Consider the following 23,301-nt stretch of genomic DNA (forward strand, 5'->3'; position numbering starts at 1 on the left):
CGCGTGAGGAGCTAAATCAAGAGAACATCTTTTTTACACTTTGTTGTTGAGAACCAGCTGACCGTTGCTGTCCAGCGGAATTTGCGTGCCCGGGTCTTTATCCATGCGGATTTTGCCCTGCTGATCGCCGATTTTGTACGTTACGTCATAGCCGAGCATTTTCTCTGACTTGTCGTAAACGGTTTTACAGCGCTGCTGCGTGGTGGTGTAGGTGTCGTTATCCTGCATCGCGCCCTGAACCTGGTTACCTGCGTAACCGCCGCCCAGCGCACCGACCACCGTCGCCACGTCTTTACCACGACCGCCGCCAAACTGATGACCAATCACCCCACCGGCCACCGCGCCCAGCACGGAGCCGGCGATACGGTTTTCGTCCTGTACCGGACGGCGATGGGTTACCGCCACGTTTCGGCACTCCTGACGAGGGGTTTTGACGGATTCTTTAATGGGAGTTGCTGAAACAACCTGCGCATACTGCGGGCCGCGATCAAGTACGTTGAGACTGGCAACCGCAGCCACACCTAACGCGGCTGCAACGCCAATCCCTATACCCGCCAACATTGATTTATTCACGGGACTTCCTCCTTTGTTGCTATTGGTAACAATTTTGCAATGAAGAAGAAGACTCGCCAATCAGATAAAGGATCAAAAAAATGTCGTCAAAGGGGGCTATATCGTATTTAAGAGAACTCTTAAGCGTCCAGAAGGGGGATTGACAGCATGATATGCTAAAAATCCCTCCGGAAGCCCGGAGGGATGAGAGGATTAGTGCAGCTTGAGGCGAGGACGGATCACGCGGTTGATTCGGCCCACCAGCATCATCAGGCCGGTTTTGAAGTAGCCGTGCAGCGCAATCTGGTGCATACGGTACAGCGAGATATACACAAAGCGCGCAATGCGCCCTTCTACCATCATAGAGCCGCGCATCAGGTTGCCCATCAGGCTGCCCACGGTGGAGTAGTTAGAGAGCGAAACCAGTGAACCGTGGTCTTTATAGACGTAGGATTTCATTGGCTTGCCCTTCATCTGCGCCAGGATGTTGTGCAGCACGAGGCTTGCCATCTGGTGCGCAGCCTGAGCGCGCGGTGGGACAAAGCCGCCTTCCGGACGCGCGCAGGAGGCGCAGTCGCCGATGGCGAAGATTTCCGGATCGCGGGTGGTTTGCAGCGTTGGCTCGGTCACCAGCTGATTGATACGGTTGGTTTCCAGTCCGCCGATATCCTTCATAAAATCTGGCGCCTTGATGCCTGCCGCCCAGACCATCAGATCCGCCTTGATGTACTCGCCGTCTTTCGTGTGCAGACCGCCTTCGTCGGCGCTGGTCACCATCGTCTGGGTCAGCACGCGCACGCCCAGCTTGGTTAACTCATTGTGCGCCGCACCGGAAATGCGCGGAGGCAGCGCAGGCAGAATGCGTTCGCCCGCTTCCACCAGCGTCACGTTCAGCGCGTCGTTGGTCAGCCCTTTGTAGCCGTAGCTGTGCAGCTGTTTCACCGCGTTGTGCAGCTCCGCAGACAGCTCAACGCCCGTCGCGCCGCCGCCAACAATCGCAATGTTGACCTTGCCGTTAGCGCCCAGGTTGCTGGAGTATTTCAGGAACTGGTTCAGCATCTCCTGGTGGAAACGACGCGCCTGGTGCGGGTTATCCAGGAAGATGCAGTTTTCCTTCACGCCCGGCGTGTTGAAGTCGTTGGAGGTGCTGCCCAGCGCCATGACCAGCGTGTCGTAAGGCAGCTTGCGCTCAGGCACCAGCAGCTCACCCTTTTCATCACGCAGCTCGGCCAGCGTAATGGTTTTGCTTTCACGGTTGATATCCACCACGGAACCCAGCTGGAACTGGAAGTGGTGATTACGCGCGTGAGCCAGATAGCTCAGCGCATCCACGCCCTCGTCCAGTGAACCGGTTGCAACTTCGTGCAGCAGCGGCTTCCACAGGTGACTGTGGTTACGATCGACCAGCGTAATTTTCGCTTTTTTGCCGCGACCCAGCTTCTTACCCAGCTGCGTAGCCAGCTCCAGCCCGCCAGCACCACCGCCTACAATCACTATCTTTTTCAATGGTGTAGTCAACGTGACCCCCTCAAATTATTAACCAATTGTTAATTAAAAGTTATATAAATAACCCTTAATTAACAACAGGTTACAGCACTGAAACCATTCAGGTGCATTGAGAATAACACGCAAGGCGCATTGGTCATACCAAAATTGATGTGCATCAAGTTTTGATGATGATTATTTGACCAATTTTAGCAAAAAGAGAGCCCGGCAAGCTTGCGCCGCCGGGCCAGAGAAGTGCGCTGGTGCGGTTTAGCCCAGCGTTTTAAAGGCTTTGATGCGCTGCAGATGAGGAGAGATGTTCTTGAACTTGTGGCTCTGCTCTTCGTCCCAGACGATTTCGTAGTAATGATGTAACAATTCAGCCGCGCGGTCGCTGCTCAGGGCTTCATCGTTGCGCGAGAGGATCACCAGGCAGCGGTCGCGGTTCTTCTCACGGAAGTTGCTCACGCATTTGGTGGCGATATCGGCGTACTCTTCCGGGCGGTCAATCTTCCCTTCCATGTTTTCATGGGGGAACAGATTCGGATTGAACACCACCTGGCGAATGTCACACAAAAATCCAATACGCTCGGCCCAGTATCCACCCAGACCCACGCCACAAATCAGCGGACGGTCATCGACGTTAAGCTGCAGCATTTTGTCCACTTCTTTCAGCAGATGCTGCATATCATGCTTCGGATGGCGCGTGCTGTAGCTAATCAGCCGCACATCCGGATCGATAAACTGCAGCTGCAGCACCTTCTCATGATTACCAGGACTGTTTGAATCAAAACCGTGTAAATAGATGATCATCGTCTTCTCACCAGGTTACGCCTTTCGGGAGGGATTAAAGGCCCGCTTTATGTGCCTGCCAGCGCTCGTTCAGCGCCTCAAGCTCCGCATTGATCGTCTTCCAGCGCGCCGAGCCCATCAGCTCCTGACGGCTAAATGAACCTTTATGATACAATTGTGTAACACGTTCAGCATTGATCGGCGACAGGTTATCCAGCACGCTGACCGCGCCTTTACGATTATTGCAGACCAGGATCATATCGCAACCCGCATCCAGAGAGGCCTGTCCGCGCTCGGCATAGCTGCCCATGATCGCCGCCCCTTCCATCGACAAATCGTCCGAGAAGATCACGCCGTTAAAGCCCAGCTCCTGGCGCAGCACGGTTTTAAGCCAGTGCGGGGAGCCGCTCGCCGGACGCGGATCGACATCGCTGTAAATCACGTGCGCGGGCATAATGGCGTCGAGCTTGTTGTCGGTGATAAGCGAACGGAAGACCGACATATCTTTGGCGCGGATTTCCGCCTCAGGACGCGGGTCGCGCGGCGTCTCTTTATGCGAATCCGCAGTGACCGCCCCGTGCCCCGGGAAGTGTTTGCCGGTGGTTTTCATCCCCGCATCGTGCATACCGTCGATAAAGCGCGTCGCCATCGCCAGCGCCATGCGCGGATCTTCGTGGTACGAGCGCTCGCCGATGGCGGCGCTGATGTGCCCCACGTCCAGCACCGGCGCAAAGCTGATATCGATATCCATCGCAATCATTTCGCTCGCCATCAGCCAGCCTGCGTCCTGGGCAAGCCTGCCGCCCTCTTCCGTTCCCAGCAGCGCGGCGAAAGACTGCGCCGCCGGGAGGCGGGTGAACCCTTCGCGGAAGCGCTGCACGCGACCGCCTTCCTGATCGACCGCCACCACCAGGTGATTGCGCGACGCCGCGCGGATCTGGCGAACCAGCTCGCGCAGCTGCTCAGGATCGTGGTAGTTGCGCGTAAACAGGATCAGGCCGCCCACCAGCGGGTGCGCCAGAATCTCGCGCTCCTCCGCATCCAGCTCAAAACCTTCGACATCCAACATGACTGGACCCACACGAACCTCTCTTATCCTTTAGTTTGTAACCGGCGCCAGACGTCATCTGCCAGCGCGATAAATTGTTTGTCGCCCGACTGCTGCAAGCGCATTTCAAACCAGCCCGCCATCAGCATCATCACCCACGGCCGCCAGCGGCGAACCTGACGCGCAAGGATCGCGCAGTCCATCTGCGCCGTGCGGGCATAAGCCTCAATCAGCCGCTGGCGCGCGGTCTCGTCCGGCGTCCAGACCGCCGCAAGCTCCAGCGCAACGTCGCCATCTCCGGCATATTCCCAGTCGATAAGCCTGGGCCCCGCCGGGGTATGAACGATATTTCCGGCGTGAACGTCCATATGCAACGGCGCCAGCCGCAGCGGCTGCGGCTCACCGGCGCTGCGCAGCGCCTTAAGCTGCCTGAGCCAGAACGGCGTTCGCCTGGAGGAGGATGCCTGCTGCCAGTACTGGTCGAGCAACGGCAACAGCGCCACGCGCCAGCCTAGCCGCCGCTGACGGTGCAGATGATACAGCATGGCGGCGAGGGAGGAAGTCTCCGGCAGTCCGGTTTTGATCTCGCCCGCAAGATACTCCACCGCCATCCAGCCCTGAATAAAGCATCGAGGCTTCGGCACGATATCATGCGGAAGACGCGTCAGGGCGCGGAACTGTCGACGGAAGTGGGAAGATGGCGCAGAGCGGTCATGGTTCTGGCGCAGCACCAGACGATGCTCACCCTGCTCGATAATGCAACTCGCGCCGCCAAGCCCGGAATGGGCCTGCGGCGCGAGGAGGCGATACTGCGGGAAATAGCGTGACAAAACGTCGTCACGCGTACCGTTATTGTTGCGTAACGGCACCTTTACCTGACCAGATAATTTCGCCCGTCTGAACCAGCATCAGCTGCATTTGCAGCGCTGGCGTGTTCACATTCCCGGTGGCGTTGGAGTAGAGCACATACTGTGCGCCAACGTTACGGGCGATACCCATCGCCTTGCTGCGAGAGCCGAGACTGTCCTGCGGGGACAAGCCCAGCTGCTGTTTGGCAACGGCCAGCTGCTGGGAGGAAACCAGCGTAAATTTGCCGTTGTTCGCCAGCGCGTTACGCAGGGTTTCCGTTGCTTCGCCCGCGTTCAGAGAACCGTTGGTGCGGTTATTGACGCTGTCCACCAGAAGCACGCTACCCGGGGTTACGCCCTGCGCTTGCAGCATTTTGCCCACCATCGGCTGCATTGCGCCGTTCCAGTCGTAATGGCGAACGCGCGGCGCAGGCTGCGCGGTCGCATCCGGACGCACGATAGGGCCAGGCTGTTCCGGAATGGACGGTACGGACGGCACAACCGGCACGGGCTGCGTTGGCGTTGGCTGTGCCGGCTGTTCGGTGCCCGGTTTGGCCTGATCCACAGGAGCAGGTTCTTCTGTGCGCGTCACACACCCTGCAAGAATGAGTGCAAATGCACCCAGGAGCGCGTAGCGGCTCATATTTTTAATCAAGGTTCACCCCTATAAATAAAGATAAAGTCTCACCTTATGTGCACCCAGGTAGTTCGCGCTGCCGTAGAGCGTGACCGATGCCCTTGCCGGAATGGTCACCGTGCGCGTCGCTTCCAGTGGATGCATTTCAAGACCTCTTACGTCATACCAGTAGAAACGGTAGTGCACCGTCACCGGTTCATGTCTTTCGTTATATAGCGTAGAGGACGCGGAAGCCTGAATTTCGCTCATCGTCAACGAAGGGGGTTCTGCCGTAATCCCTGCGGCCAGAACGGAAGACTCCATGACCAGCGTCTGTTCGTCACTGACCGGGATCGCAGGACGGGAACTGCACCCTGCGAGGATCAGCAGCATAACAAGCGCTGCAAAACGCCCTCTTAGCATATTAAAGACCTTTATGTGCCAGCATCGGGCCCAGCGGGCGGCCACCCAGCAGATGCATGTGAATGTGATAAACTTCCTGACCGCCATGACGATTACAGTTCATGATCAGACGATAGCCGTCTTCAGCAATCCCTTCCTGCTCGGCAATTTTTGCCGCCACAGTCAGCATACGACCTAATGCCACTTCGTGTTCGATTTTCACGTCGTTCACGGTCGGGATCAGAATATTCGGGATAATAAGGATGTGCGTCGGTGCCTGAGGTGAAATGTCCCGGAAGGCCGTTACCAGCTCGTCCTGATACACGATATCCGACGGAATTTCGCGACGGATAATTTTACTGAAAATCGTTTCTTCAGCCATGACCTTTTCCTTTTTTGTTTAATCTGGCGTGGTGTGCCTGCCAATAACAGAGATCGACGTTATTACTGTGTGACACAACTCAAGAGTATGAGCGACTTTCTCCTGTCCTTTCAACCTTCTCCCACGATTTCTTTCCTGTTTGCACCCCGGCTGGCTGGAGAGTGAGCACTCTTGCAGAAGAATCCTATGAAACATTATTTCAGTTACCTTCGACACATCTGTTTACAGCGATAATCTCAATGCGTATATTTCGCATTTGCATTTTCATGCGCATTTTTAACATAGAAAACGACGTCTGCCCGTGCTAGCGGGACTGACGCACACACCTTTCACCATTCATTAAGGGTTTGATGATGTCTTTCATTAATCACACCAGGGATGGGCAACGCCAGCCTGCCGCAGCACCTTCGCTGCTGGCCGCCTGCATTGCTATGGCATTGACGCCAGCCGTAAGTTTCGCCGCCGCCTCTACTGCCGCAGAAGACACCGTTGTCGTTGACGGCGGTTTTGATAACGCCCAGGATCCGCTCATCGGCCAGGAGCAGGACTACAGCGTTAAAACCACCACCACCGGCACCAAGCTACTGCTGGTGCCTCGCGATATTCCGCAGTCCGTCAGCGTAATCAGTCAGCAGCGCATGGCCGACCAGAACCTGCAGTCCATCGGACAGGTGTTAAGCAACACCACCGGCGTGACCGCCCAGGTGCAGGACAGCGATCGCACCGTGTTTTACTCCCGCGGCTTTTTCGTCAGTAACTACGCTTTCGATGACCTGCCCACCTCCATCAGCGAAGTGTGGAACTTCGGTGATACCGCCGCCGACACCGCCATTTACGACCGTATCGAAGTGGTACGCGGCGCAACCGGCCTGATGTCCGGTACGGGCAACCCGTCGGCCTACGTGAATATGGTGCGTAAACACGCCGACAGCAACGAATTCAAGGGCAATGTCTCCGCCAGCTACGGCAGCTGGGATAAACAGCGCTACGTGCTGGATTTACAGGCGCCGCTGGTCGAGTCCGGCAAGGTACGCGGGCGCCTGATTGCGGGCTATCAGGACAACGACAGCTTCGTTGATAACTATCACTACCGTAAAAAGTTCCTCTACGGCGTGGTGGATGCCGACGTGACCGACAGCACCACCCTCTCGCTGGGCTATGAATATCAGGAGAGCAAAACCGAAGACCCGACCTGGGGCGGCCTGCCCACCTGGTACAGCGACGGGAGCAAAACCCACTACGATCGCAGCCAGACCGTTGCGCCGGACTGGGCCTATTCGGACAAAGACACCACCCGCGTTTTCGCCAACCTGACACAGCGCTTCGACAACGGCTGGGAAGCGCACGTCAACGGAATGCACGCGGACACCAACTTCGACAGCAAGCTGATGTACATGTCCGGCTATCCGGATAAAGACACCGGTGCGGGCATGGTGGGCTACGGCGGCTGGAACCGCGGCGAACGCAAGCAGGACGCGGTGGACGCTTTCCTGCGCGGCAGCTTCGACCTGCTGGGACGTCAGCACGAGATGATGTTTGGCGGCAGCTTCAGCCGCCAGCGCAACCACTACGACAACTCCATGCCGGACGCGCTGTACGGGATGGTTGACGTGGGCAACTTTAAAAACTGGAACGGCAATATCGCCGATCCGCAGTGGACGCCGTGGAAGCTCTACAGTCAGGACGATATCCGCCAGTCTTCGGCCTACAGCTCCGCCCGCTTCTCGCTGGCCGATCCGCTGCACCTGATCCTCGGGGCGCGTTACACCAACTACAACATCCGCTACAACCCGGCCGGCTCCCCGGATACGCGCCTGGAGAGCACCAAAGATGACGTGACGCCGTATGCCGGCCTGGTTTACGACATCAACGAAGACTGGTCGACCTACGTCAGCTACACCTCCATCTTCCAGCCGCAGGACAAGCGCGATGCCAGCGGCCGCTACCTCGATCCCACCACGGGGAAAAGCTATGAAGCCGGCGTGAAAGCCGACTGGTTTAACACCCGTCTGACGACCTCGCTGGCGATCTTCCGCATCGAGCAGGATAACGTGGCGAGCAACACTTACACCTATATGCCAAGCGGCGAATCGATCTACGAGTCGCTGGACGGCGTGGTGAGTAAAGGGGTTGAGTTTGAGCTGAACGGCGCACTGACGGACAACTGGCAGCTCACCTTCGGTGCCACGCGCTATATCGCCGAAGACAAGAGCGGTAACGCCGTGAGTTCCGATCAGCCGCGCACCACCATGAAGCTGTTTACCCGCTATCAGCTGCCGATGCTGCCAGAACTGGCCGTCGGCGGCGGCGTGAACTGGCAAAACAAAGTGTGGACCGACGTGGACGGCGGCCCGGCGGGTCGTAACCGTGCGGAGCAAGGCAGCTACGGGCTGGTTAACCTGTTCAGCCGCTATCAGGTCACCAAAGACTTTGCGGTGCAGGCGAACGTCAACAACCTGTTCGACAAAAAGTACTACGACTACGTCGGATCTTACGTGGTTTACGGCGCGCCGCTGAACGTCTCGGTGAGCGCAAGCTACGACTTCTAAGACAGTCCTTAAAACTGAGGGAGCCTTATGGCTCCCTTTTTTGTCTGCCCTACCCTTAAACCCTAAATCGCGCCCATAAAAAAGGCAGCCATTTGGCTGCCTTAGTCTCCCCGATCACGTCTTAGTTGTTGCGGATGTACTCATCCATCTCGGTTTTCAGGTTATCGGATTTAGTACCGAAGATTGCCTGAACACCAGAACCTGCAACAACCACACCTGCCGCGCCCAGTTTTTTCAGGCCAGGCTGGTCAACTTTCGCCACATCAGCAACGCTCACACGCAGACGAGTGATACACGCGTCCAGGTTGGTGATGTTGTCTTTACCGCCGAACGCTGCGATCAGAGCCGGAGCCATTTCGCTGGTCGCGCCTGCTTTGCTGTCTTCTGTTGCATCTTCACGACCCGGGGTTTTCAGGTCCAGTGCTTTGATCAGCACGCGGAAGACGGTGTAGTAAACAACCGCATAGCACGCACCCACGATTGGGAACAGCCACAGTTTGCTGCTGTTACCGGACAGAACGATAAAGTCGATCAGGCCGTGGGAGAAGGACGTACCGTCACGCATACCCAGCAGGATACAGATTGGGAACGCCAGGCCAGCCAGTACAGCGTGAATGATGTACAGGATCGGCGCAACGAACATGAAGGAGAACTCGATCGGCTCGGTGATACCGGTCAGGAACGAGGTCAGCGCTGCGGAGATCATGATACCGCCCACTTTTGCACGGTTCTCTGGTTTAGCAGAGTGCCAGATTGCAATCGCAGCAGCCGGCAGGCCGTACATTTTGAACAGGAAGCCGCCAGACAGTTTGCCTGCAGTTGGGTCACCCGCCATGTAACGTGGGATATCGCCGTGGAACACCTGACCTGCGGCGTTGGTGTATTCACCAATCTGCATCTGGAATGGAACGTTCCAGATGTGGTGCAGACCAAATGGCACCAGGCAACGCTCGATGAAGCCGTAGATACCGAACGCCACAACCGGGTTCTGGTAAGCAGCCCACTGAGAGAAGGTCTGGATTGCGGAACCGATTGGTGGCCAGATGAAGGACAGGATTACACCAGTGAAAATCGCTGCCAGACCGGAGATAATCGGAACAAAGCGCTTGCCCGCGAAGAAGCCCAGATACTCAGGCAGCTTAATGCGATAGAAGCGGTTGAACATATACGCTGCAATCGCACCGGAGATAATACCGCCCAGAACACCGGTATCAGCCAGGTGTTTCGCAGCGATCTCTTCAGCAGGTAAATGCAGTACCAGCGGCGCAACCACAGCCATGGTTTTCACCATGATGCCGTAAGCCACAACAGCAGCCAGTGCGGATACACCGTCGTTATTGGTGAAGCCCAGAGCAACACCGATAGCGAAGATCAGCGGCATGTTAGCAAAAACAGAACCGCCTGCTTCGGCCATCACGTGGGAAACTACGGCTGGCAGCCAGCTGAAGTTTGCAGAACCGACGCCCAGCAGGATACCTGCGATAGGCAGTACGGATACTGGCAGCATCAGCGATTTACCGACCTTTTGCAGGTTAGCAAATGCATTCTTAAACATAATTGAGAGTGCTCCTGAGTATTTGTGCTTTTTTTACGCTTTTCACGCATTGGCCCGGGGGGAGTACCGTGCCGTGGACAGGACATCTAAGCGCCCTTTATTTATTACACAGAGTAAAATAAATCCCTGAGACTTTGTTTGACGGCTATCACGTTTCAGCTTAAGACGAATCAAAAACTTTCAGATATTTACAAAAGTTATGTCTGGATGTGTCTAAAAGCACCGTCACCGCCCCAAATGAGGCGGTGAACTTTACTCGCTTTACCTATTAATTACGAGCCTAAAAAAAACGGGTGTATCAGACAGACTGGAGGCGGGCGGGGTCGATGTGGAACAGGTTTGCGAAGTTTTCCGTCGTTGCCTGCGCCAGCGCTTCAATGCTGACACCTTTAAGGACGGCCATGTACTCAGCCACATCTCTCGTCATGGCTGGCTGATTCTCTTTACCGCGGTGCGGTACCGGTGCCAGATAAGGAGAGTCTGTTTCCACCAGAATGCGATCGAGCGGAACATAGCGCGCCGCATCGCGAAGCTGCTCGGCGTTACGGAACGTCACGATCCCCGAAAACGAGATATAAAACCCTAAATCAAGCAGCTTACCCGCCGTTTCTCTGTCTTCAGTGAAACAGTGTAGTACGCCACCGCAATCCGTCACCTTTTCTTCCTGGAGGATCGCCAGCGTATCGGCGCGCGCGTCGCGGGTATGCACGATAACCGGCTTGTTCAGCTCGCGTCCGATGCGGATGTGGTTGCGGAAAGACGCCTGCTGGCGCGGTTTGGTTTCGGGGGTATAAAAATAGTCCAGCCCGGTTTCGCCCATCGCCACGACGCCCTCTTCTGCCGCCAGACGGCGCAGATCGTCGACGTCGTAGGCTTCGTCCTGGTTCAGCGGGTGAACGCCGCAGGAGAACACCACGTTATCGCGAACGCCTACCAGCTCGCGCATGGCGCGGTAGCCCGGCAGCGTAGTCGCCACCGCAAGGCAGAATTTCACGTCGCGGGCGGCGGCTTTTTCCAGCACGTCGTCCACGTTTTTATGCAGGGATTGATAATCCAGGCCATCAAGATGGCAGTGTGAGTCGACTAAAAACATAATGTCTCTCTCAGAGATGGGAAACAGGCAGCACGGTGCCTGGTTGCAGGTAATGTTCTATACGCAGTAACTGGTCGGTAAGTAAAAGCTCGCGATTAAGACCGGTTACCGTCAACAGTTGTTCACGGCTCTGGCACACGTCGTGAAGCATAGCGCGCAGCGCGTTGCCGGACAGCCGGTTAGCCAGAGTATTGATAAGAACCCAGACGTCCACGTTGGACAGCAGGGTCGCTCCCTGCTGGATCTTCAGCGCGTCCAGCAGCATGGAGGCCAGCCAGTGCAGGCGCTCGGCAGCACGGTCGCTGTTTAGCGCCGCCAGTAAGCTCAGCCAGTCGCCGCTGTCCAGGGCAGAAGCCACGCCGCTGCACAGCGCCTCGCGCTGGGACCAGCTGTCGGGCTGGAGTAACGCCAGCGCCGCGGCAGGGGCTCCGCTGCACAGCCGCAGTGCGGTCAGCATCGCGTCCTGTGACATTGTCACTTCCCGCTCTAGCCAGCTTAACGACCAGGATTCCTGAGGAACGGAAAGGTGATGTAAACGACAGCGGCTGCGCAGCGTCGCCAGCAGTCGCCCCGGCTCGCGGCACGACAGGAAGAACCAGGTTTTTTCCGGCGGCTCTTCCAGTGTTTTCAGCAGGGCGTTAGCCGCCGCTTCGGTAAGCAGCGCGGCATCATTCAGCCAGACCACTTTCGCCCCACCCAGGCGCGCGTGCTCGTACAGCTTTTCACTAACCTCGCGCACCGCGTCAATGCCAAGCGTGGTTTTGCCCTTCTCCGGCTCCAGCGTGTAGTAGTCGGGGTGCGTGCCCGCCTGCATCAGCTGGCAGCCCCGGCATTTACCACAGCTTTTATGCCCTTCCGGCTGCTGGCACATCAGAAAACGGGTGAGCGCGTAAATCAGCGCGTCGTCACCCATCCCAGGCAGCGCCTGGATCAGTAACGCATGATGGCCCCGCCCAGCCTGATAGCTGGTAATCAGCTGCTCAAAGTGCGGGCGCAACCATGGATACCATTTCATGCCTGTTGCTCCTGAACCCACTGGTTCACGGTTTCACGGATGGCGCGCGTCACCTCGTCCAGCGGCTGCGTGGCATCGATGGTACGAATCGAGCTGTCCTGAGCGGCAAGCTCCAGATAGCGCGCGCGCGTGCGGTTGAAGAAGTCCAGCGACTCCTGCTCAATGCGATCCAGCTCGCCGCGGGCGCGGGCGCGCTTCAGGCCCACTTCTGGCGTCACGTCGAGATAGAGCGTCAGATCCGGGCGGAAATCGCCCAGCACCGCGTCGCGTAGGGTGGCTAACATTCCCCGATCGATACCGCGACCGCCGCCCTGATAAGCCTGGGTAGACAAATCGTGACGATCGCCAATCACCCACTTGCCTTCGGCCAAAGCCGGCTTGATCACCGTGTCGACCAGCTGCACACGCGCGGCGTAAAACATCAGGACTTCGGCTTTATCGGTGATAACTTCGTCGCCCACGGATTTGATATCCAGCACCAGGCTTCTCAGCTTTTCCGCCAGCTGCGTACCGCCCGGTTCGCGGGTGAACACCATCTCACCCACGCCAAGCGATTTGAGCGTATCCACCACCAGATTACGCGCGGTCGTTTTGCCCGCGCCTTCCAGTCCCTCAATGACAATGTATTTACTGCGCATTTTTTTCCTTAAGTGCCTTCAGATAGGCCTGAACAGAGCGATTGTGGCTGGCAAGGTTAGTGTTAAAGGTATGCCCACCTTTTCCATCAGCCACAAAATAGAGATACGGCGTTTTAGCCGGATGCGCGGCCGCTTTCAGGGACGCATTGCCCGGCGTGGCAATTGGGCCAGGCGGCAAACCGCTAATCACATAGGTATTATACGCCGTTGGCGTTTCAAGGTCTTTTCTCGAAATCTTGCCGCTGTAGCTCTCCCCCATCCCGTAAATCACGGTCGGGTCAGTCTGCAGACGCATGCCAATGCGCAGTCGGTTGATAAACACCGACGCCACCTTGTCGCGCTCTTCGGCGACGGCAGTCTCTTTCTCGATGATAGAGGCCATGGTGACAAACTGGTTTTGATCTTTATACGGTAGCCCGTCCACGCGTCCTTCCCAGGCCGCATCAACGGCGGCAACCATCTTCTTGTGGGCGCGCTTGAGGATGGCGACATCGGTTGTGCCTGCGGTATACATCCAGGTGTCCGGCCAGAACCAGCCTTCAACCCACTCAGGATGTTCAAGCTTCAGTACCTCGGCGACGGTCTGGTAGCTGTCGTCTTTCAGCGTGTGCTTGAGATAAGGCGCATCGCGCAGCTGCTTGAGGTAATCGCTCAGGCGCATCCCTTCCACAAACCGCAGCGGGAACTGCGCTTCTTTCCCGCTTTCCAGCAGTTGCAGCATCTCTTTGACGGTCATCCCCGGCATCAAGCGGTACGTACCGGCTTTGAAATGCGACAGATCCGGCTCAACGCGCAGCAGCCACTGGAAAACGCGCGGGCGGTTGATCACCTTGTCGGCGTAAAGCTGTTCACCAAGCGCCAGACGCCCGGTTCCCGCTTTCAGCGTGAATATCGTTTCTTCTTTGATGAGGATCTTGCTGTTCGCCAGCTGGCGAACCTTCCACATTCCTGCTCCCCCGGCAATGCCCAGCACGACGACCAGCAGGAGGGTAAAGCGCAACATTTTCTTCATGACTTTCTGGTTTGCTCACATAACGGGGCTAAAAATTGATACAGCTCGCGGGATGACCATGTTTGCTGGCCCCAGGCACGAACCGGCACAACGGGCATCAACGCATTGCAGACGAGCACTTCCTCTGCCGCTAACAGCGCGTCTTCGGCGGCGTTAACTTCGACAACGCGAAAATCAGAGCGTGCCAGCTGCTGCAAACAAAACTGACGCATAATGCCATTCACGCCGGCCTGGTCGAGCTTCGGCGTAAAGACCTCTCTGCCCTGCCGCCAGAATAAATTAGCCGCACAGCATTCAGTAATGAACCCTTCGCTGTCAAGAACCAGCGCCTCGTCAGCGTCTGACTGCTCAAGATGAGTGCGGATCAAGACCTGCTCAAGACGGTTAAGATGTTTAATGCCAGCGAGCATCGGGTTACGTCCCAGGCGCACCGGGCTGAGTTCAAGAACGATCCCGTCGTGGCGCCAGCGCGCATAGTGCGCTGGATACGCGGAGACGGAGAGGATACGCGAAGGGTGCCGGCAGCTGGCACCGCTGTAGCCCCGGCCGCCGCTGCCCCGGCTGATGATGACTTTCAGCACGCCGCTGGCGTGCCCTACGGCCAGCTGCGCCATCTCATGCGCCAGGGTTTCCCACTCGGTGAACGGGATCAGAAGTTTTTCACAGGCCTGCTGTAGCCGGCTAATGTGCGCAGCGAGGAAAGAAATTTCACCCTCAGCGATACGCGCCGTGGTGAAACAGCCATCACCAAACTGTGTCGCCCTGTCGCTTGCAGGAAGATCGTCCTGCTTAAGACCATTAATCAGAAACATGCTGGCTCCTTACGCGTGGTCGAACAGTGTGGCAATGCACATCAAAATGGACAAGGGGATAAAACTGAATAAAAAAGGCCCGACAAGCGGACCTTTTTTATCGCCATCAGGCAGCCGGAATCAGACCTTTTTGAAGATCAGAGAGCCGTTGGTGCCACCAAAGCCGAAGGAGTTACACAGCGTGTATTCCATTCCACTTACCTGGCGTGCTTCGTGCGGTACGAAGTCCAGATCGCAACCTTCATCCGGGTTATCCAGGTTGATGGTTGGCGGTACAGCCTGGTCGCGCAGCGCAAGGATAGAGTAGATAGACTCTACAGCACCTGCGGCACCCAACAGGTGACCGGTCATGGATTTCGTGGAGCTAACCATTACGCGGCTGGCAGATTCGCCGAAGATAGACTTAACAGCCTGAGCTTCAGCTTTATCGCCCGCAGGGGTAGAAGTCCCGTGCGCGTTAACGTAGCCAATTTGTGCCGGGGTGATACCCGCGTCACGGATGGCGTTTTCCATTGCCAGCGCAGCGCCTGCACCGTTCTCCGGAGGTGATGTCATGTGGTACGCATCGCTGCTCATACCAAAGCCAACGACTTCAGCATAAATTTTCGCGCCGCGTTTTTTCGCGTGTTCGTACTCTTCCAGCACGATCATTCCCGCACCGTCGCCCAGAACGAAACCATCACGGTCTTTATCCCACGGACGGCTTGCCGCCTGAGGATTATCGTTACGGGTAGACAATGCACGCGCTGCACCAAAACCACCTACACCCAGAGGCGTACTGGCTTTTTCTGCACCGCCCGCAACCATCGCATCCGCATCGCCATAGGCGATAATACGCGCAGCCTGACCGATGTTATGCACACCAGAAGTACAGGCTGTTGCGATTGAAATGCTTGGGCCACGCAGGCCGAACATAATGGTCAGGTGACCTGCCACCATGTTTACAATCGTCGACGGAACGAAGAACGGGCTAATCTTACGCGGGCCGCCATTCATCAGAGATGTATGGTTTTCCTCGATTAAGCCAAGACCGCCAATCCCGGAGCCGATAGCGGCGCCGATACGGGTTGCGTTTTCTTCCGTAATGACAAGGCCAGAATCCTGCATGGCCTGAACGCCAGCGACAATTCCATATTGAATGAAGGCATCCATCTTGCGTTGTTCTTTGCGCGAGATGATTTCTTCACAGTTAAAATCCTTTACTAAGCCAGCAAATTTCGTTGCATAGGCGCTAGTATCGAAATGGTCGATTAGGCTGATGCCGCTCTGACCGGCAAGGAGAGCTTTCCAGGTGGACTCTACGGTATTGCCGACAGGAGACAACATGCCAAGTCCGGTCACAACTACACGACGCTTAGACACGTTTGTCCTCCAGGGAGGGATAAAAAGGGATTCGTGGGACTAAAAAAGATAAAACTCAGGCGGTCGAATGACCGCCTGGAGATGTTCACTTACGCCTGGTGACCGTTGATGTAATCAATGGCAGCCTGAACGGTGGTGATTTTCTCAGCTTCTTCGTCCGGAATCTCAGTATCAAACTCTTCTTCCAGAGCCATTACCAGCTCAACGGTGTCAAGAGAATCTGCGCCCAGGTCTTCAACGAAGGAAGCGGAGTTCACAACTTCTTCCTGCTTAACGCCCAGCTGTTCGCCGATAATTTTCTTAACGCGTTCTTCGATAGTGCTCATACTCTTAAATTTCCTATCAAAACTCGCTTTCGCGATGGTTTTCGTAGTGTATAAAATGTTGAAAAATTTGCAACTAAATCCCGGCAGGTCTTACCACGATTTTACGTTATTTTGAGGCCAATCCCCCCAATAACGCAAATATTTTCGATCGTGATTAAACCATATACATCCCGCCGTTGACGTGGAGGGTTTCACCAGTGATGTAACCCGCTTCGTCAGAGGCTAAAAATGCAACCGCGCTGGCAATTTCTTTTGGGTCGCCGAGGCGGCCCGCAGGAACTGCAGCCAGCGTACCCGCACGCTGATCATCAGTCAGCGCACGCGTCATGTCCGTTTCAATAAAGCCCGGAGCAACAACGTTTACAGTAATACCGCGGGACGCAACTTCGCGCGCCAGCGACTTACTGAAACCGATCAGACCTGCTTTCGCCGCAGCGTAGTTAGCCTGACCAGCATTTCCCATGGTACCAACCACAGAACCAACAGTGATAATACGTCCATGACGCTTCTTCATCATAGCGCGCATTACCGCTTTTGACAGACGGAATACAGATGACAGGTTGGTTTCGATAATATCGTTCCACTCATCATCTTTCATTCGCATCAGAAGGTTGTCGCGAGTGATCCCGGCATTATTTACCAGAATATCGACTTCGCCAAACTCTGCGCGAATATTTTCCAGAACAGATTCGATAGATGCAGGTTCGGTCACATTCAGAACCAGACCTTTACCGTTCGCACCCAGATATTCGCTGATGGCCTGAGCGCCATTCTCGCTGGTTGCTGTACCAATCACTTTCGCGCCGCGCGCAACCAGTGTTTCAGCAATTGCGCGCCCGATACCGCGGCTTGCGCCGGTCACCAGTGCGATTTTTCCTTCAAAACTCATGGTATTCCTCTTTTATTGCGAGAGTGCCGCTGACATCGCTTCCGGCTCGTTAATGGCCGATGCGGTCAGGGTGTCAACAATACGTTTTGTCAGACCGGTGAGGACTTTACCAGGACCAACTTCATACAGATGCTCAACGCCCTGTGACGCCATAAACTCAACGGTTTTGGTCCACTGTACCGGGCTGTAGAGCTGACGAACCAGCGCAGCGCGAATAGCCTCTGGCGCGGTTTCGCATTTCACATCGACGTTATTCACAACGGAAATTGTCGGTGCGTTAAAGGTGATTTTTTCCAGCTCAACCGCCAGTTTGTCGGCTGCTGGCTTCATCAAGGCACAGTGAGATGGCACGCTAACAGGCAGAGGCAGCGCGCGTTTTGCACCCGCAGCTTTACAGGCTGCACCCGCACGTTCAACCGCTTCTTTATGACCAGCGATAACCACCTGGCCCGGCGAGTTGAAGTTTACCGGAGAAACAATCTGCCCTTCTGCTGATTCTTCACATGCTTTTGCAATCGCGGCATCATCAAGACCGATAATGGCAGACATGCCGCCCGTTCCTTCTGGCACCGCTTCCTGCATGAACTTGCCACGCAGCTCAACCAGACGCACCGCGTCAGCGAAGGCAATCACACCCGCACATACCAGGGCGGAGTATTCGCCCAGGCTGTGGCCTGCCAGCAGCGCTGGCGCTTTACCGCCCTGCTGCTGCCATACGCGCCACAGCGCAACGGATGCAGTCAACAGCGCAGGCTGAGTCTGCCAGGTTTTGTTCAGCTCTTCGGCCGGACCTTGCTGAGTCAGCGCCCACAGATCATAGCCCAGAGCATCGGAAGCTTCACGGAAAGTCTCTTCAACAATCGGGTACGCTGCTGCCATTTCAGACAACATCCCAACCGTTTGAGAGCCCTGTCCCGGGAACACAAAAGCAAATTGCGTCATCATTTAATCCTTATACTAGAAACGGACCAGTGCGGAACCCCAGGTGAACCCGCCACCGAAGGCTTCAAGCAAGACCAACTGGCCTCGTTTGATTCGTCCATCGCGTACCGCTTCATCGAATGCGCAAGGTACGGAGGCCGCAGAGGTGTTGCCGTGACGATCCAGGGTCACCACAACGTTATCCATCGACATGCCCAGCTTTTTCGCTGTTGCGCTGATAATGCGCAGGTTTGCCTGATGCGGCACCAGCCAGTCGAGCGCGGAGCGTTCAAGATTGTTCGCTTCCAGCGTTTCGTCAACAATGTGAGCAAGCTCGGTTACCGCCACCTTGAACACTTCATTACCCGCCATGGTCAGGTAAATGGAGTTGTCCGGATTAACGCGATCCGCGTTAGGCAGGGTTAACAGCTCGCCGTAGCTGCCGTCAGCATGTAAATGCGTGGAGATGATACCCGGCTCGTCGGACTGCCCAAGCAGCACCGCGCCAGCACCATCGCCGAAAATAATGATGGTCCCGCGATCTTCAGGATTGCAGGTACGCGCCAGAACGTCAGCACCGATCACCAGCGCATACTTCACCGCGCCGGATTTTACGTACTGATCGGCAACGCTCAGCGCGTAGGTAAAACCAGCGCAGGCAGCGGCAACGTCAAATGCCGGGCAGCCTTTAATGCCCAGCATGTTCTGCACCTGGCAGGCCGCGCTTGGGAAGGCGTGAGTCGCTGAGGTTGTTGCCACGACGATCAGGCCAATCTGCTCTTTATCGATGCCAGCCATTTCGATAGCACGCTGCGCGGCTTCGTAACCCATGGTGGACACGGTTTCATCTGGCGCGGCGATACGACGTTCACGGATACCTGTGCGGGTGACAATCCACTCGTCAGACGTATCGACCATTTTTTCCAGATCGGCGTTGGTTCGCACCTGTTGTGGCAGATAGCTGCCGGTACCTAAAATCTTCGTATACATGTACGCTCAGTCACTTTTAGCTAATACAGATTCCAGGCGAGCGGCAATCCGCTGAGGGACTTGTCGCTGCACCGCCTGCACTGCCTGTTCAATTGCGACGGTAAAAGCTCGCTGATTGGCCGCACCGTGACTCTTAATCACAATACCGCGCAATCCTAACAGACAGGCGCCATTATACTGGTCGGGGTTGAGGTGACTGAATCGCCGCGTCAGGCTTTTTTGTAACCAACGCTTTAATAAAATCAGCCACCAGGACCTTTTTTTCCCTTCGCCCTGCGATTTCAGCAGCGAAAGGAACATTCGAACGACCCCTTCCATGGTCTTTAAGGTCACGTTACCCGTAAACCCGTCGCACACCAGCACGTCGGTTTTACCGGTGAGCAACTCATTGGCTTCGAGATAACCAATATAGTTGATAGAAGGCACCTGCTTTAGCAATTCCGCCGCTTCGCGAATATTGTCCAGCCCTTTGGTCTCTTCTTCACCAATGTTTAGTAACGCAACGCGGGGATGATTAATCCCAACAACTTCTTCTGCCAGTACCGAGCCCATTACGGCAAACTGGGCCAGCATTGTGCTATCGCAATCCACGTTAGCACCGAGATCCAGCACCACCGTCTTTCCTTTTTGCTGATGCGGTAACACCGTCACCAGCGCAGGACGCTCAATCCCGTCGAGGGGCTTGAGCAGTAATTTAGCCAGCCCCATCAGCGCACCGGTATTCCCCGCGCTGACGCAAGCCTGCGCTCGCCCTTCTTTCACCAGTTCCAGCGCCATGCGCATGGAGCTTCCGCGGCTATTGCGGATAGCCTGCGATGGCCGGGCATCACTGGCAATAACTGACTGCGCAGGAATAATCTGCAGACGCGAACGTTGTTCGAAGTCAGCTTTTGCAAGTAATGGCGTGATTGTGTCGGGATTGCCGACTAAAAGAAGTGTGAGTTGCGAATTAGAGTTCAGTGCCTGCAATGCTGCAGGCACTGTCACAGAAGGGCCAAAATCTCCCCCCATGACATCTAACGCCAGGGTTAGACGTGTCAAGGTATCGTCGCAGCCTGGTTCGGTATATTCCCCGCTTTCACGGGGAAGTTCCTCACTAAGCCTAATCACGCGAATGCGTGATTACTTAGTGATAACCTTACGGCCGCGGTAGAAACCGTCAGCAGTGATGTGGTGACGCAGGTGTTTCTCACCAGAAGTCTTGTCTACAGACAGGCTGGTAACTGCAGTCAGCGCGTCATGGGAACGACGCATGCCACGTTTGGAACGGGTTGGTTTATTCTGTTGTACGGCCATGGACCTTACTCCTCAATTACTTACGCTTTAAGCTGGCTAATACGGCAAATGGGTTTGGTTTTTGCGCTTCATCAGGCAGTTCCCCAAAGACCATGTCCGCCTCGGACACTTCACAGTGTTCAGAATCATGCACCGGAACTACTGGCAAGGAGAGGATCACTTCATCTTCTACCAAAGCAAGCAGATCGATTTCACCGAATTCGTTAACCTCAATCGGCTCATACGCTTCCGGGAGTGCCTCAGCCTGTTCGGTTGAACGAACCGGACTGAAACAATACGTTGTGTGAACATGCTGTGTGAACGGTTTCCCGCAACGCTGACACTCGAGCGTTACCGTCACCTTTGCATCACCGGTTATAACGGCAAGGCGCTGGTTATCGATAGCGAACGACATGGAGCATTCCACATCACTGTCCACACTGACTACGGATTCGGCGATACGCTCGGCCTGATCGGAAGAATAGATTCCTTCATAATCGAGGCGTTTTTGAGCCGTACGAACCGGATCAAGAGTCAGGGGTAATTTTACCTTTTGCATAGGGCGCGCATATTAACTTTGTAACGTCATAGAGTCAAAGAAAAAGGCAACCAGAGCTGCCTTTTGCCAATTATTCGCACACATTGCGGCCTGTAGTTTAAAATGGCTGGCATCGATACGCTATATCTGGTGATAAAAATATGCCAAATCTTGTTCTTGGTTCCACTTCACCCTACCGCCGAATGCTGCTGGAAAAGCTCGGGATCCCGTTTGAATGTGCCGCCCCTGCCGTTGACGAAACCCCGCAGCCGGGCGAGTCGCCGCGGCATCTGGTGACGCGTCTGGCGCAGGAGAAAGCCCAGTCGCTGGCAGCACGTTATCCCGCCCATTTGATTATAGGCTCCGATCAGGTTTGCGTGCTGGACGGCGTCATTACCGGCAAGCCGCATACTGAAGAGAACGCGATTGCGCAATTGATGCGCGCCCGCGGCAATATCGTCACCTTTTATACCGGCCTTGCGGTCTATAACTCGGCGTCCGGCCATCTGCAAACCGAATGCGAACCTTTTGACGTGCATTTCCGCCACCTGAGCGAACAGGAGATTGTAGATTACGTGCGTAAAGAGCGCCCGCTGAACTGCGCTGGAAGCTTCAAAAGCGAGGGGCTGGGGATTGCCTTGTTTGAAAGGCTTGAAGGACGCGACCCGAACACGCTGGTTGGGCTGCCGCTGATTGCGCTGTCGCAGATGTTAAGACGCGAAGAGTGTAATCCGCTGACGGCGTGATGCCCTCACCCTGGCCCTCTCCCACCGGGAGAGGGAGGAAGGCATACTTAGCCGCGCAGAACCTTCAGGCAGCGCTTGAGCTGGTCGTCCAGCGGCGCTTCGACGCGCATCACCTCACCCGTTCCGGGATGGGTAAATTTCAGCGCTGCGGCGTGGAGGAACAGGCGAGATAACCCCGTGCCCGCCAGCTGCTTGTCGAACTCGCGGTCGCCGTAGCGATCGTCAAAGGCGATGGGATGCCCGGCATACTGGGTATGCACACGGATCTGGTGAGTACGTCCCGTTACCGGGCTGCAGCGCACCAGCGTGGCAAACTCGTAGCGCTCTTCAATCTTGAAGCGCGTTTCAGAAGGTTTACCTTCCTGGCTGACGCGCACAATGCGCTCGCCGCTTTGCAGAATGTTTTTCAGCAGCGGCGCCTGCACCACTTTTATATGGGACTGCCACTGCCCGCGCACCAGCGCCAGGTAATCTTTCTGCATGCCTTTATCACGCAGCTGCTCGTGCAGGGAACGCAGGGCGGAACGCTTCTTGGCCACCAGCAGCACGCCGGAAGTGTCGCGGTCAAGACGGTGCACCAGTTCGAGGAAACGCGCTTCCGGGCGCAGTGCGCGCAGACCTTCGATCACGCCAAAGTTCAACCCGCTCCCGCCGTGCACTGCGGTTCCCGAAGGCTTGTTCAGCACCAGGATATGGTCGTCTTCATATAAAATCACATCACTCAGGGCGGCGACTTTTTGCAGCTTCGGTGAAACCGCCTCTTCTTCGCGCTCAGCAACGCGCACGGGCGGAATACGAACCTCATCGCCCGCTTCGAGTTTGTACTCAGGTTTCACACGCTTCTTGTTAACCCGCACCTCGCCTTTGCGCAGGATGCGATAAATCATGCTCTTTGGTACGCCTTTCAGCTGGGTACGCAAAAAGTTGTCGATACGTTGCCCCGCTTCATCATCGGTGATGGCAACCATTTTTACGGCTGGAGTCTCTGTTTTCATGGTTGGCGATTCTAAATATCGTCACGCATTAGCGCCACTCATTTTTCTATGCTTATATTTACTTTTATCCGGCACGCTTTCTTCATACGCAATCGATTTGGTGGATATTAAACCAATCGCTGCGTTGAAGTGGAGAAACTGTGAGTAACCGGGTGATAATTGGTAAAAGTCATCTTGCTATAACCCGGCGAGCAGTGGAATAATGAGGCCGTTTTCCGTGTTAAATCCTGGTTAACCAGTAATCTGACGGAATGACCAATTTTGTCTGACCGATCATCCACGCAGCAATGGCGTAAGACGTAATGATCTTTCAGGCAGTTAGCGGGCTGCGGGTTGCAGTACTTCCCGGTATAAGGATTGTTTTCTGGAGAGTGTTCCCAGGCAATTCCCCTGATAATTGCGCTGTATTTCCGTATGAAATACAGGCAACCGACACTTTGCGCCTCTTAAGCGAGCGACA

25 protein-coding genes are annotated in these 23,301 nt (G+C 55.7%); 2 read left to right on the forward strand and 23 right to left on the reverse strand.

The window, feature by feature from the left end; genetic code table 11:
- Nucleotides 1–33 precede the first annotated feature (33 nt).
- The 8 genes from AB6V08_RS03075 to hinT form a co-directional block, all read right to left on the reverse strand.
- Nucleotides 34–573 (reverse strand): glycine zipper 2TM domain-containing protein, encoded by a 540-nt coding sequence (locus AB6V08_RS03075; RefSeq protein ID WP_368541260.1) that lies wholly within the window; start codon nucleotides 571–573, stop codon nucleotides 34–36.
- A 192-nt stretch (nucleotides 574–765) separates the two neighbouring features.
- Nucleotides 766–2,070: an NAD(P)/FAD-dependent oxidoreductase gene (locus tag AB6V08_RS03080; RefSeq protein WP_368541261.1), complete on the reverse strand. Its 1,305-nt coding sequence runs from the start codon at nucleotides 2,068–2,070 to the stop codon at nucleotides 766–768.
- Between the two features lie 237 nt (nucleotides 2,071–2,307).
- Nucleotides 2,308–2,850 carry an alpha/beta hydrolase YcfP gene (gene ycfP / locus AB6V08_RS03085; protein ID WP_368541263.1) on the reverse strand — a complete coding sequence of 181 codons (543 nt, stop codon included), beginning with the start codon at nucleotides 2,848–2,850 and terminating at the stop codon, nucleotides 2,308–2,310.
- A 34-nt stretch (nucleotides 2,851–2,884) separates the two neighbouring features.
- Complete coding sequence (gene nagZ / locus AB6V08_RS03090; RefSeq protein ID WP_368541264.1) at nucleotides 2,885–3,910, reverse strand: beta-N-acetylhexosaminidase; 1,026 nt, start codon at nucleotides 3,908–3,910, stop codon at nucleotides 2,885–2,887.
- A gap of 11 nt (nucleotides 3,911–3,921) precedes the next feature.
- Nucleotides 3,922–4,746, reverse strand: a complete 825-nt coding sequence (gene thiK / locus AB6V08_RS03095) for a thiamine kinase (protein ID WP_368541266.1) — start codon at nucleotides 4,744–4,746, stop codon at nucleotides 3,922–3,924.
- Nucleotides 4,727–5,380: a penicillin-binding protein activator LpoB gene (gene lpoB / locus AB6V08_RS03100; protein ID WP_368541267.1), complete on the reverse strand. Its 654-nt coding sequence runs from the start codon at nucleotides 5,378–5,380 to the stop codon at nucleotides 4,727–4,729. Before lpoB ends, thiK begins: the two co-directional genes overlap by 20 nt.
- A 9-nt stretch (nucleotides 5,381–5,389) precedes the next feature.
- Entirely contained in the window at nucleotides 5,390–5,764 is a 375-nt protein-coding gene (locus AB6V08_RS03105; RefSeq protein WP_368541268.1) for a YcfL family protein, read from the reverse strand.
- 1 nt (nucleotide 5,765) lies between these two features.
- Nucleotides 5,766–6,125: a purine nucleoside phosphoramidase gene (hinT, locus tag AB6V08_RS03110; protein ID WP_332983844.1), complete on the reverse strand. Its 360-nt coding sequence runs from the start codon at nucleotides 6,123–6,125 to the stop codon at nucleotides 5,766–5,768.
- Between the two features lie 353 nt (nucleotides 6,126–6,478).
- Here hinT and fhuE point away from each other — a divergent pair, with 353 nt between their 5' ends.
- Nucleotides 6,479–8,674: a ferric-rhodotorulic acid/ferric-coprogen receptor FhuE gene (gene fhuE, locus AB6V08_RS03115; RefSeq protein ID WP_368541270.1), complete on the forward strand. Its 2,196-nt coding sequence runs from the start codon at nucleotides 6,479–6,481 to the stop codon at nucleotides 8,672–8,674.
- A gap of 121 nt (nucleotides 8,675–8,795) precedes the next feature.
- Here the strand turns inward: fhuE and ptsG are convergent, their stop codons facing one another.
- The 14 genes from ptsG to yceD form a co-directional block, all read right to left on the reverse strand.
- On the reverse strand, nucleotides 8,796–10,229 hold the full coding sequence (gene ptsG, locus AB6V08_RS03120) for a PTS glucose transporter subunit IIBC (protein ID WP_368541271.1): 1,434 nt from the start codon (nucleotides 10,227–10,229) through the stop codon (nucleotides 8,796–8,798).
- A gap of 298 nt (nucleotides 10,230–10,527) precedes the next feature.
- On the reverse strand, nucleotides 10,528–11,322 hold the full coding sequence (locus tag AB6V08_RS03125; RefSeq protein ID WP_368541272.1) for a metal-dependent hydrolase: 795 nt from the start codon (nucleotides 11,320–11,322) through the stop codon (nucleotides 10,528–10,530).
- 10 nt (nucleotides 11,323–11,332) lie between these two features.
- Nucleotides 11,333–12,337, reverse strand: coding sequence for a DNA polymerase III subunit delta' (gene holB / locus AB6V08_RS03130; RefSeq protein ID WP_368541274.1), 1,005 nt, complete (start codon nucleotides 12,335–12,337; stop codon nucleotides 11,333–11,335).
- Nucleotides 12,334–12,975: a dTMP kinase gene (tmk, locus tag AB6V08_RS03135; protein WP_368541275.1), complete on the reverse strand. Its 642-nt coding sequence runs from the start codon at nucleotides 12,973–12,975 to the stop codon at nucleotides 12,334–12,336. Before tmk ends, holB begins: the two co-directional genes overlap by 4 nt.
- Nucleotides 12,965–13,987, reverse strand: a complete 1,023-nt coding sequence (gene yceG / locus AB6V08_RS03140) for a cell division protein YceG (RefSeq protein ID WP_368541276.1) — start codon at nucleotides 13,985–13,987, stop codon at nucleotides 12,965–12,967. The genes tmk and yceG overlap by 11 nt, the downstream gene beginning before the upstream one ends.
- Complete coding sequence (gene pabC / locus AB6V08_RS03145; RefSeq protein ID WP_368541278.1) at nucleotides 13,984–14,799, reverse strand: aminodeoxychorismate lyase; 816 nt, start codon at nucleotides 14,797–14,799, stop codon at nucleotides 13,984–13,986. Before pabC ends, yceG begins: the two co-directional genes overlap by 4 nt.
- 120 nt (nucleotides 14,800–14,919) lie before the next feature.
- Nucleotides 14,920–16,161: a beta-ketoacyl-ACP synthase II gene (fabF, locus tag AB6V08_RS03150; RefSeq protein ID WP_368541280.1), complete on the reverse strand. Its 1,242-nt coding sequence runs from the start codon at nucleotides 16,159–16,161 to the stop codon at nucleotides 14,920–14,922.
- An 89-nt stretch (nucleotides 16,162–16,250) separates the two neighbouring features.
- Nucleotides 16,251–16,487 carry an acyl carrier protein gene (gene acpP / locus AB6V08_RS03155; protein ID WP_003857954.1) on the reverse strand — a complete coding sequence of 79 codons (237 nt, stop codon included), beginning with the start codon at nucleotides 16,485–16,487 and terminating at the stop codon, nucleotides 16,251–16,253.
- Nucleotides 16,488–16,641: 154 nt separating this feature from the next.
- Nucleotides 16,642–17,376, reverse strand: coding sequence for a 3-oxoacyl-ACP reductase FabG (fabG, locus tag AB6V08_RS03160; RefSeq protein ID WP_010429699.1), 735 nt, complete (start codon nucleotides 17,374–17,376; stop codon nucleotides 16,642–16,644).
- Nucleotides 17,377–17,388: 12 nt separating this feature from the next.
- Entirely contained in the window at nucleotides 17,389–18,318 is a 930-nt protein-coding gene (fabD, locus tag AB6V08_RS03165; protein WP_368541282.1) for an ACP S-malonyltransferase, read from the reverse strand.
- A gap of 15 nt (nucleotides 18,319–18,333) precedes the next feature.
- The gene (locus tag AB6V08_RS03170; RefSeq protein WP_368541283.1) at nucleotides 18,334–19,287 is read right to left on the reverse strand and encodes a beta-ketoacyl-ACP synthase III; all 954 of its coding nucleotides are present in this window, start codon (nucleotides 19,285–19,287) and stop codon (nucleotides 18,334–18,336) included.
- A 6-nt stretch (nucleotides 19,288–19,293) separates the two neighbouring features.
- Entirely contained in the window at nucleotides 19,294–20,328 is a 1,035-nt protein-coding gene (gene plsX, locus AB6V08_RS03175; protein WP_368541284.1) for a phosphate acyltransferase PlsX, read from the reverse strand.
- Nucleotides 20,329–20,409: 81 nt separating this feature from the next.
- A complete protein-coding gene (gene rpmF, locus AB6V08_RS03180; RefSeq protein ID WP_003857964.1) occupies nucleotides 20,410–20,583 on the reverse strand; it encodes a 50S ribosomal protein L32 in 174 nt (57 codons plus the stop codon).
- 16 nt (nucleotides 20,584–20,599) lie between these two features.
- Nucleotides 20,600–21,121 carry a 23S rRNA accumulation protein YceD gene (gene yceD, locus AB6V08_RS03185; RefSeq protein WP_368541285.1) on the reverse strand — a complete coding sequence of 174 codons (522 nt, stop codon included), beginning with the start codon at nucleotides 21,119–21,121 and terminating at the stop codon, nucleotides 20,600–20,602.
- A gap of 140 nt (nucleotides 21,122–21,261) precedes the next feature.
- Here yceD and AB6V08_RS03190 point away from each other — a divergent pair, with 140 nt between their 5' ends.
- A complete protein-coding gene (locus AB6V08_RS03190; RefSeq protein WP_368541286.1) occupies nucleotides 21,262–21,846 on the forward strand; it encodes a nucleoside triphosphate pyrophosphatase in 585 nt (194 codons plus the stop codon).
- Nucleotides 21,847–21,893: 47 nt separating this feature from the next.
- On the opposite strand, the gene rluC is transcribed toward AB6V08_RS03190, so the two are convergent.
- A complete protein-coding gene (rluC, locus tag AB6V08_RS03195) occupies nucleotides 21,894–22,841 on the reverse strand; it encodes a 23S rRNA pseudouridine(955/2504/2580) synthase RluC (protein ID WP_368541287.1) in 948 nt (315 codons plus the stop codon).
- Between the last annotated feature and the right edge of the window lie 460 nt (nucleotides 22,842–23,301).

It is taken from the genome of Enterobacter soli, from assembly GCF_964208575.1.
In the GTDB taxonomy this organism is placed as follows: Bacteria; Pseudomonadota; Gammaproteobacteria; order Enterobacterales; family Enterobacteriaceae; genus Enterobacter; species Enterobacter soli_A.

Bases quoted from the DNA above. Each gene is read 5' to 3' on its own strand.
- rluC (WP_368541287.1), bottom strand. From the start codon at position 22,841: ATGAAAACAGAGACTCCAGCCGTAAAAATGGTTGCCATCACCGATGAT.
- fhuE (WP_368541270.1), top strand. From the start codon at position 6,479: ATGTCTTTCATTAATCACACCAGGGATGGGCAACGCCAGCCTGCCGCA.
- AB6V08_RS03125 (WP_368541272.1), bottom strand. From the start codon at position 11,322: ATGTTTTTAGTCGACTCACACTGCCATCTTGATGGCCTGGATTATCAA.
- yceD (WP_368541285.1), bottom strand. From the start codon at position 21,121: ATGCAAAAGGTAAAATTACCCCTGACTCTTGATCCGGTTCGTACGGCT.
- hinT (WP_332983844.1), bottom strand. From the start codon at position 6,125: ATGGCTGAAGAAACGATTTTCAGTAAAATTATCCGTCGCGAAATTCCG.
- AB6V08_RS03105 (WP_368541268.1), bottom strand. From the start codon at position 5,764: ATGCTAAGAGGGCGTTTTGCAGCGCTTGTTATGCTGCTGATCCTCGCA.
- AB6V08_RS03190 (WP_368541286.1), top strand. From the start codon at position 21,262: ATGCCAAATCTTGTTCTTGGTTCCACTTCACCCTACCGCCGAATGCTG.
- AB6V08_RS03170 (WP_368541283.1), bottom strand. From the start codon at position 19,287: ATGTATACGAAGATTTTAGGTACCGGCAGCTATCTGCCACAACAGGTG.
- yceG (WP_368541276.1), bottom strand. From the start codon at position 13,987: ATGAAGAAAATGTTGCGCTTTACCCTCCTGCTGGTCGTCGTGCTGGGC.
- rpmF (WP_003857964.1), bottom strand. From the start codon at position 20,583: ATGGCCGTACAACAGAATAAACCAACCCGTTCCAAACGTGGCATGCGT.
- ycfP (WP_368541263.1), bottom strand. From the start codon at position 2,850: ATGATCATCTATTTACACGGTTTTGATTCAAACAGTCCTGGTAATCAT.
- ptsG (WP_368541271.1), bottom strand. From the start codon at position 10,229: ATGTTTAAGAATGCATTTGCTAACCTGCAAAAGGTCGGTAAATCGCTG.
- holB (WP_368541274.1), bottom strand. From the start codon at position 12,337: ATGAAATGGTATCCATGGTTGCGCCCGCACTTTGAGCAGCTGATTACC.
- fabD (WP_368541282.1), bottom strand. From the start codon at position 18,318: ATGACGCAATTTGCTTTTGTGTTCCCGGGACAGGGCTCTCAAACGGTT.
- acpP (WP_003857954.1), bottom strand. From the start codon at position 16,487: ATGAGCACTATCGAAGAACGCGTTAAGAAAATTATCGGCGAACAGCTG.
- fabG (WP_010429699.1), bottom strand. From the start codon at position 17,376: ATGAGTTTTGAAGGAAAAATCGCACTGGTGACCGGCGCAAGCCGCGGT.
- pabC (WP_368541278.1), bottom strand. From the start codon at position 14,799: ATGTTTCTGATTAATGGTCTTAAGCAGGACGATCTTCCTGCAAGCGAC.
- tmk (WP_368541275.1), bottom strand. From the start codon at position 12,975: ATGCGCAGTAAATACATTGTCATTGAGGGACTGGAAGGCGCGGGCAAA.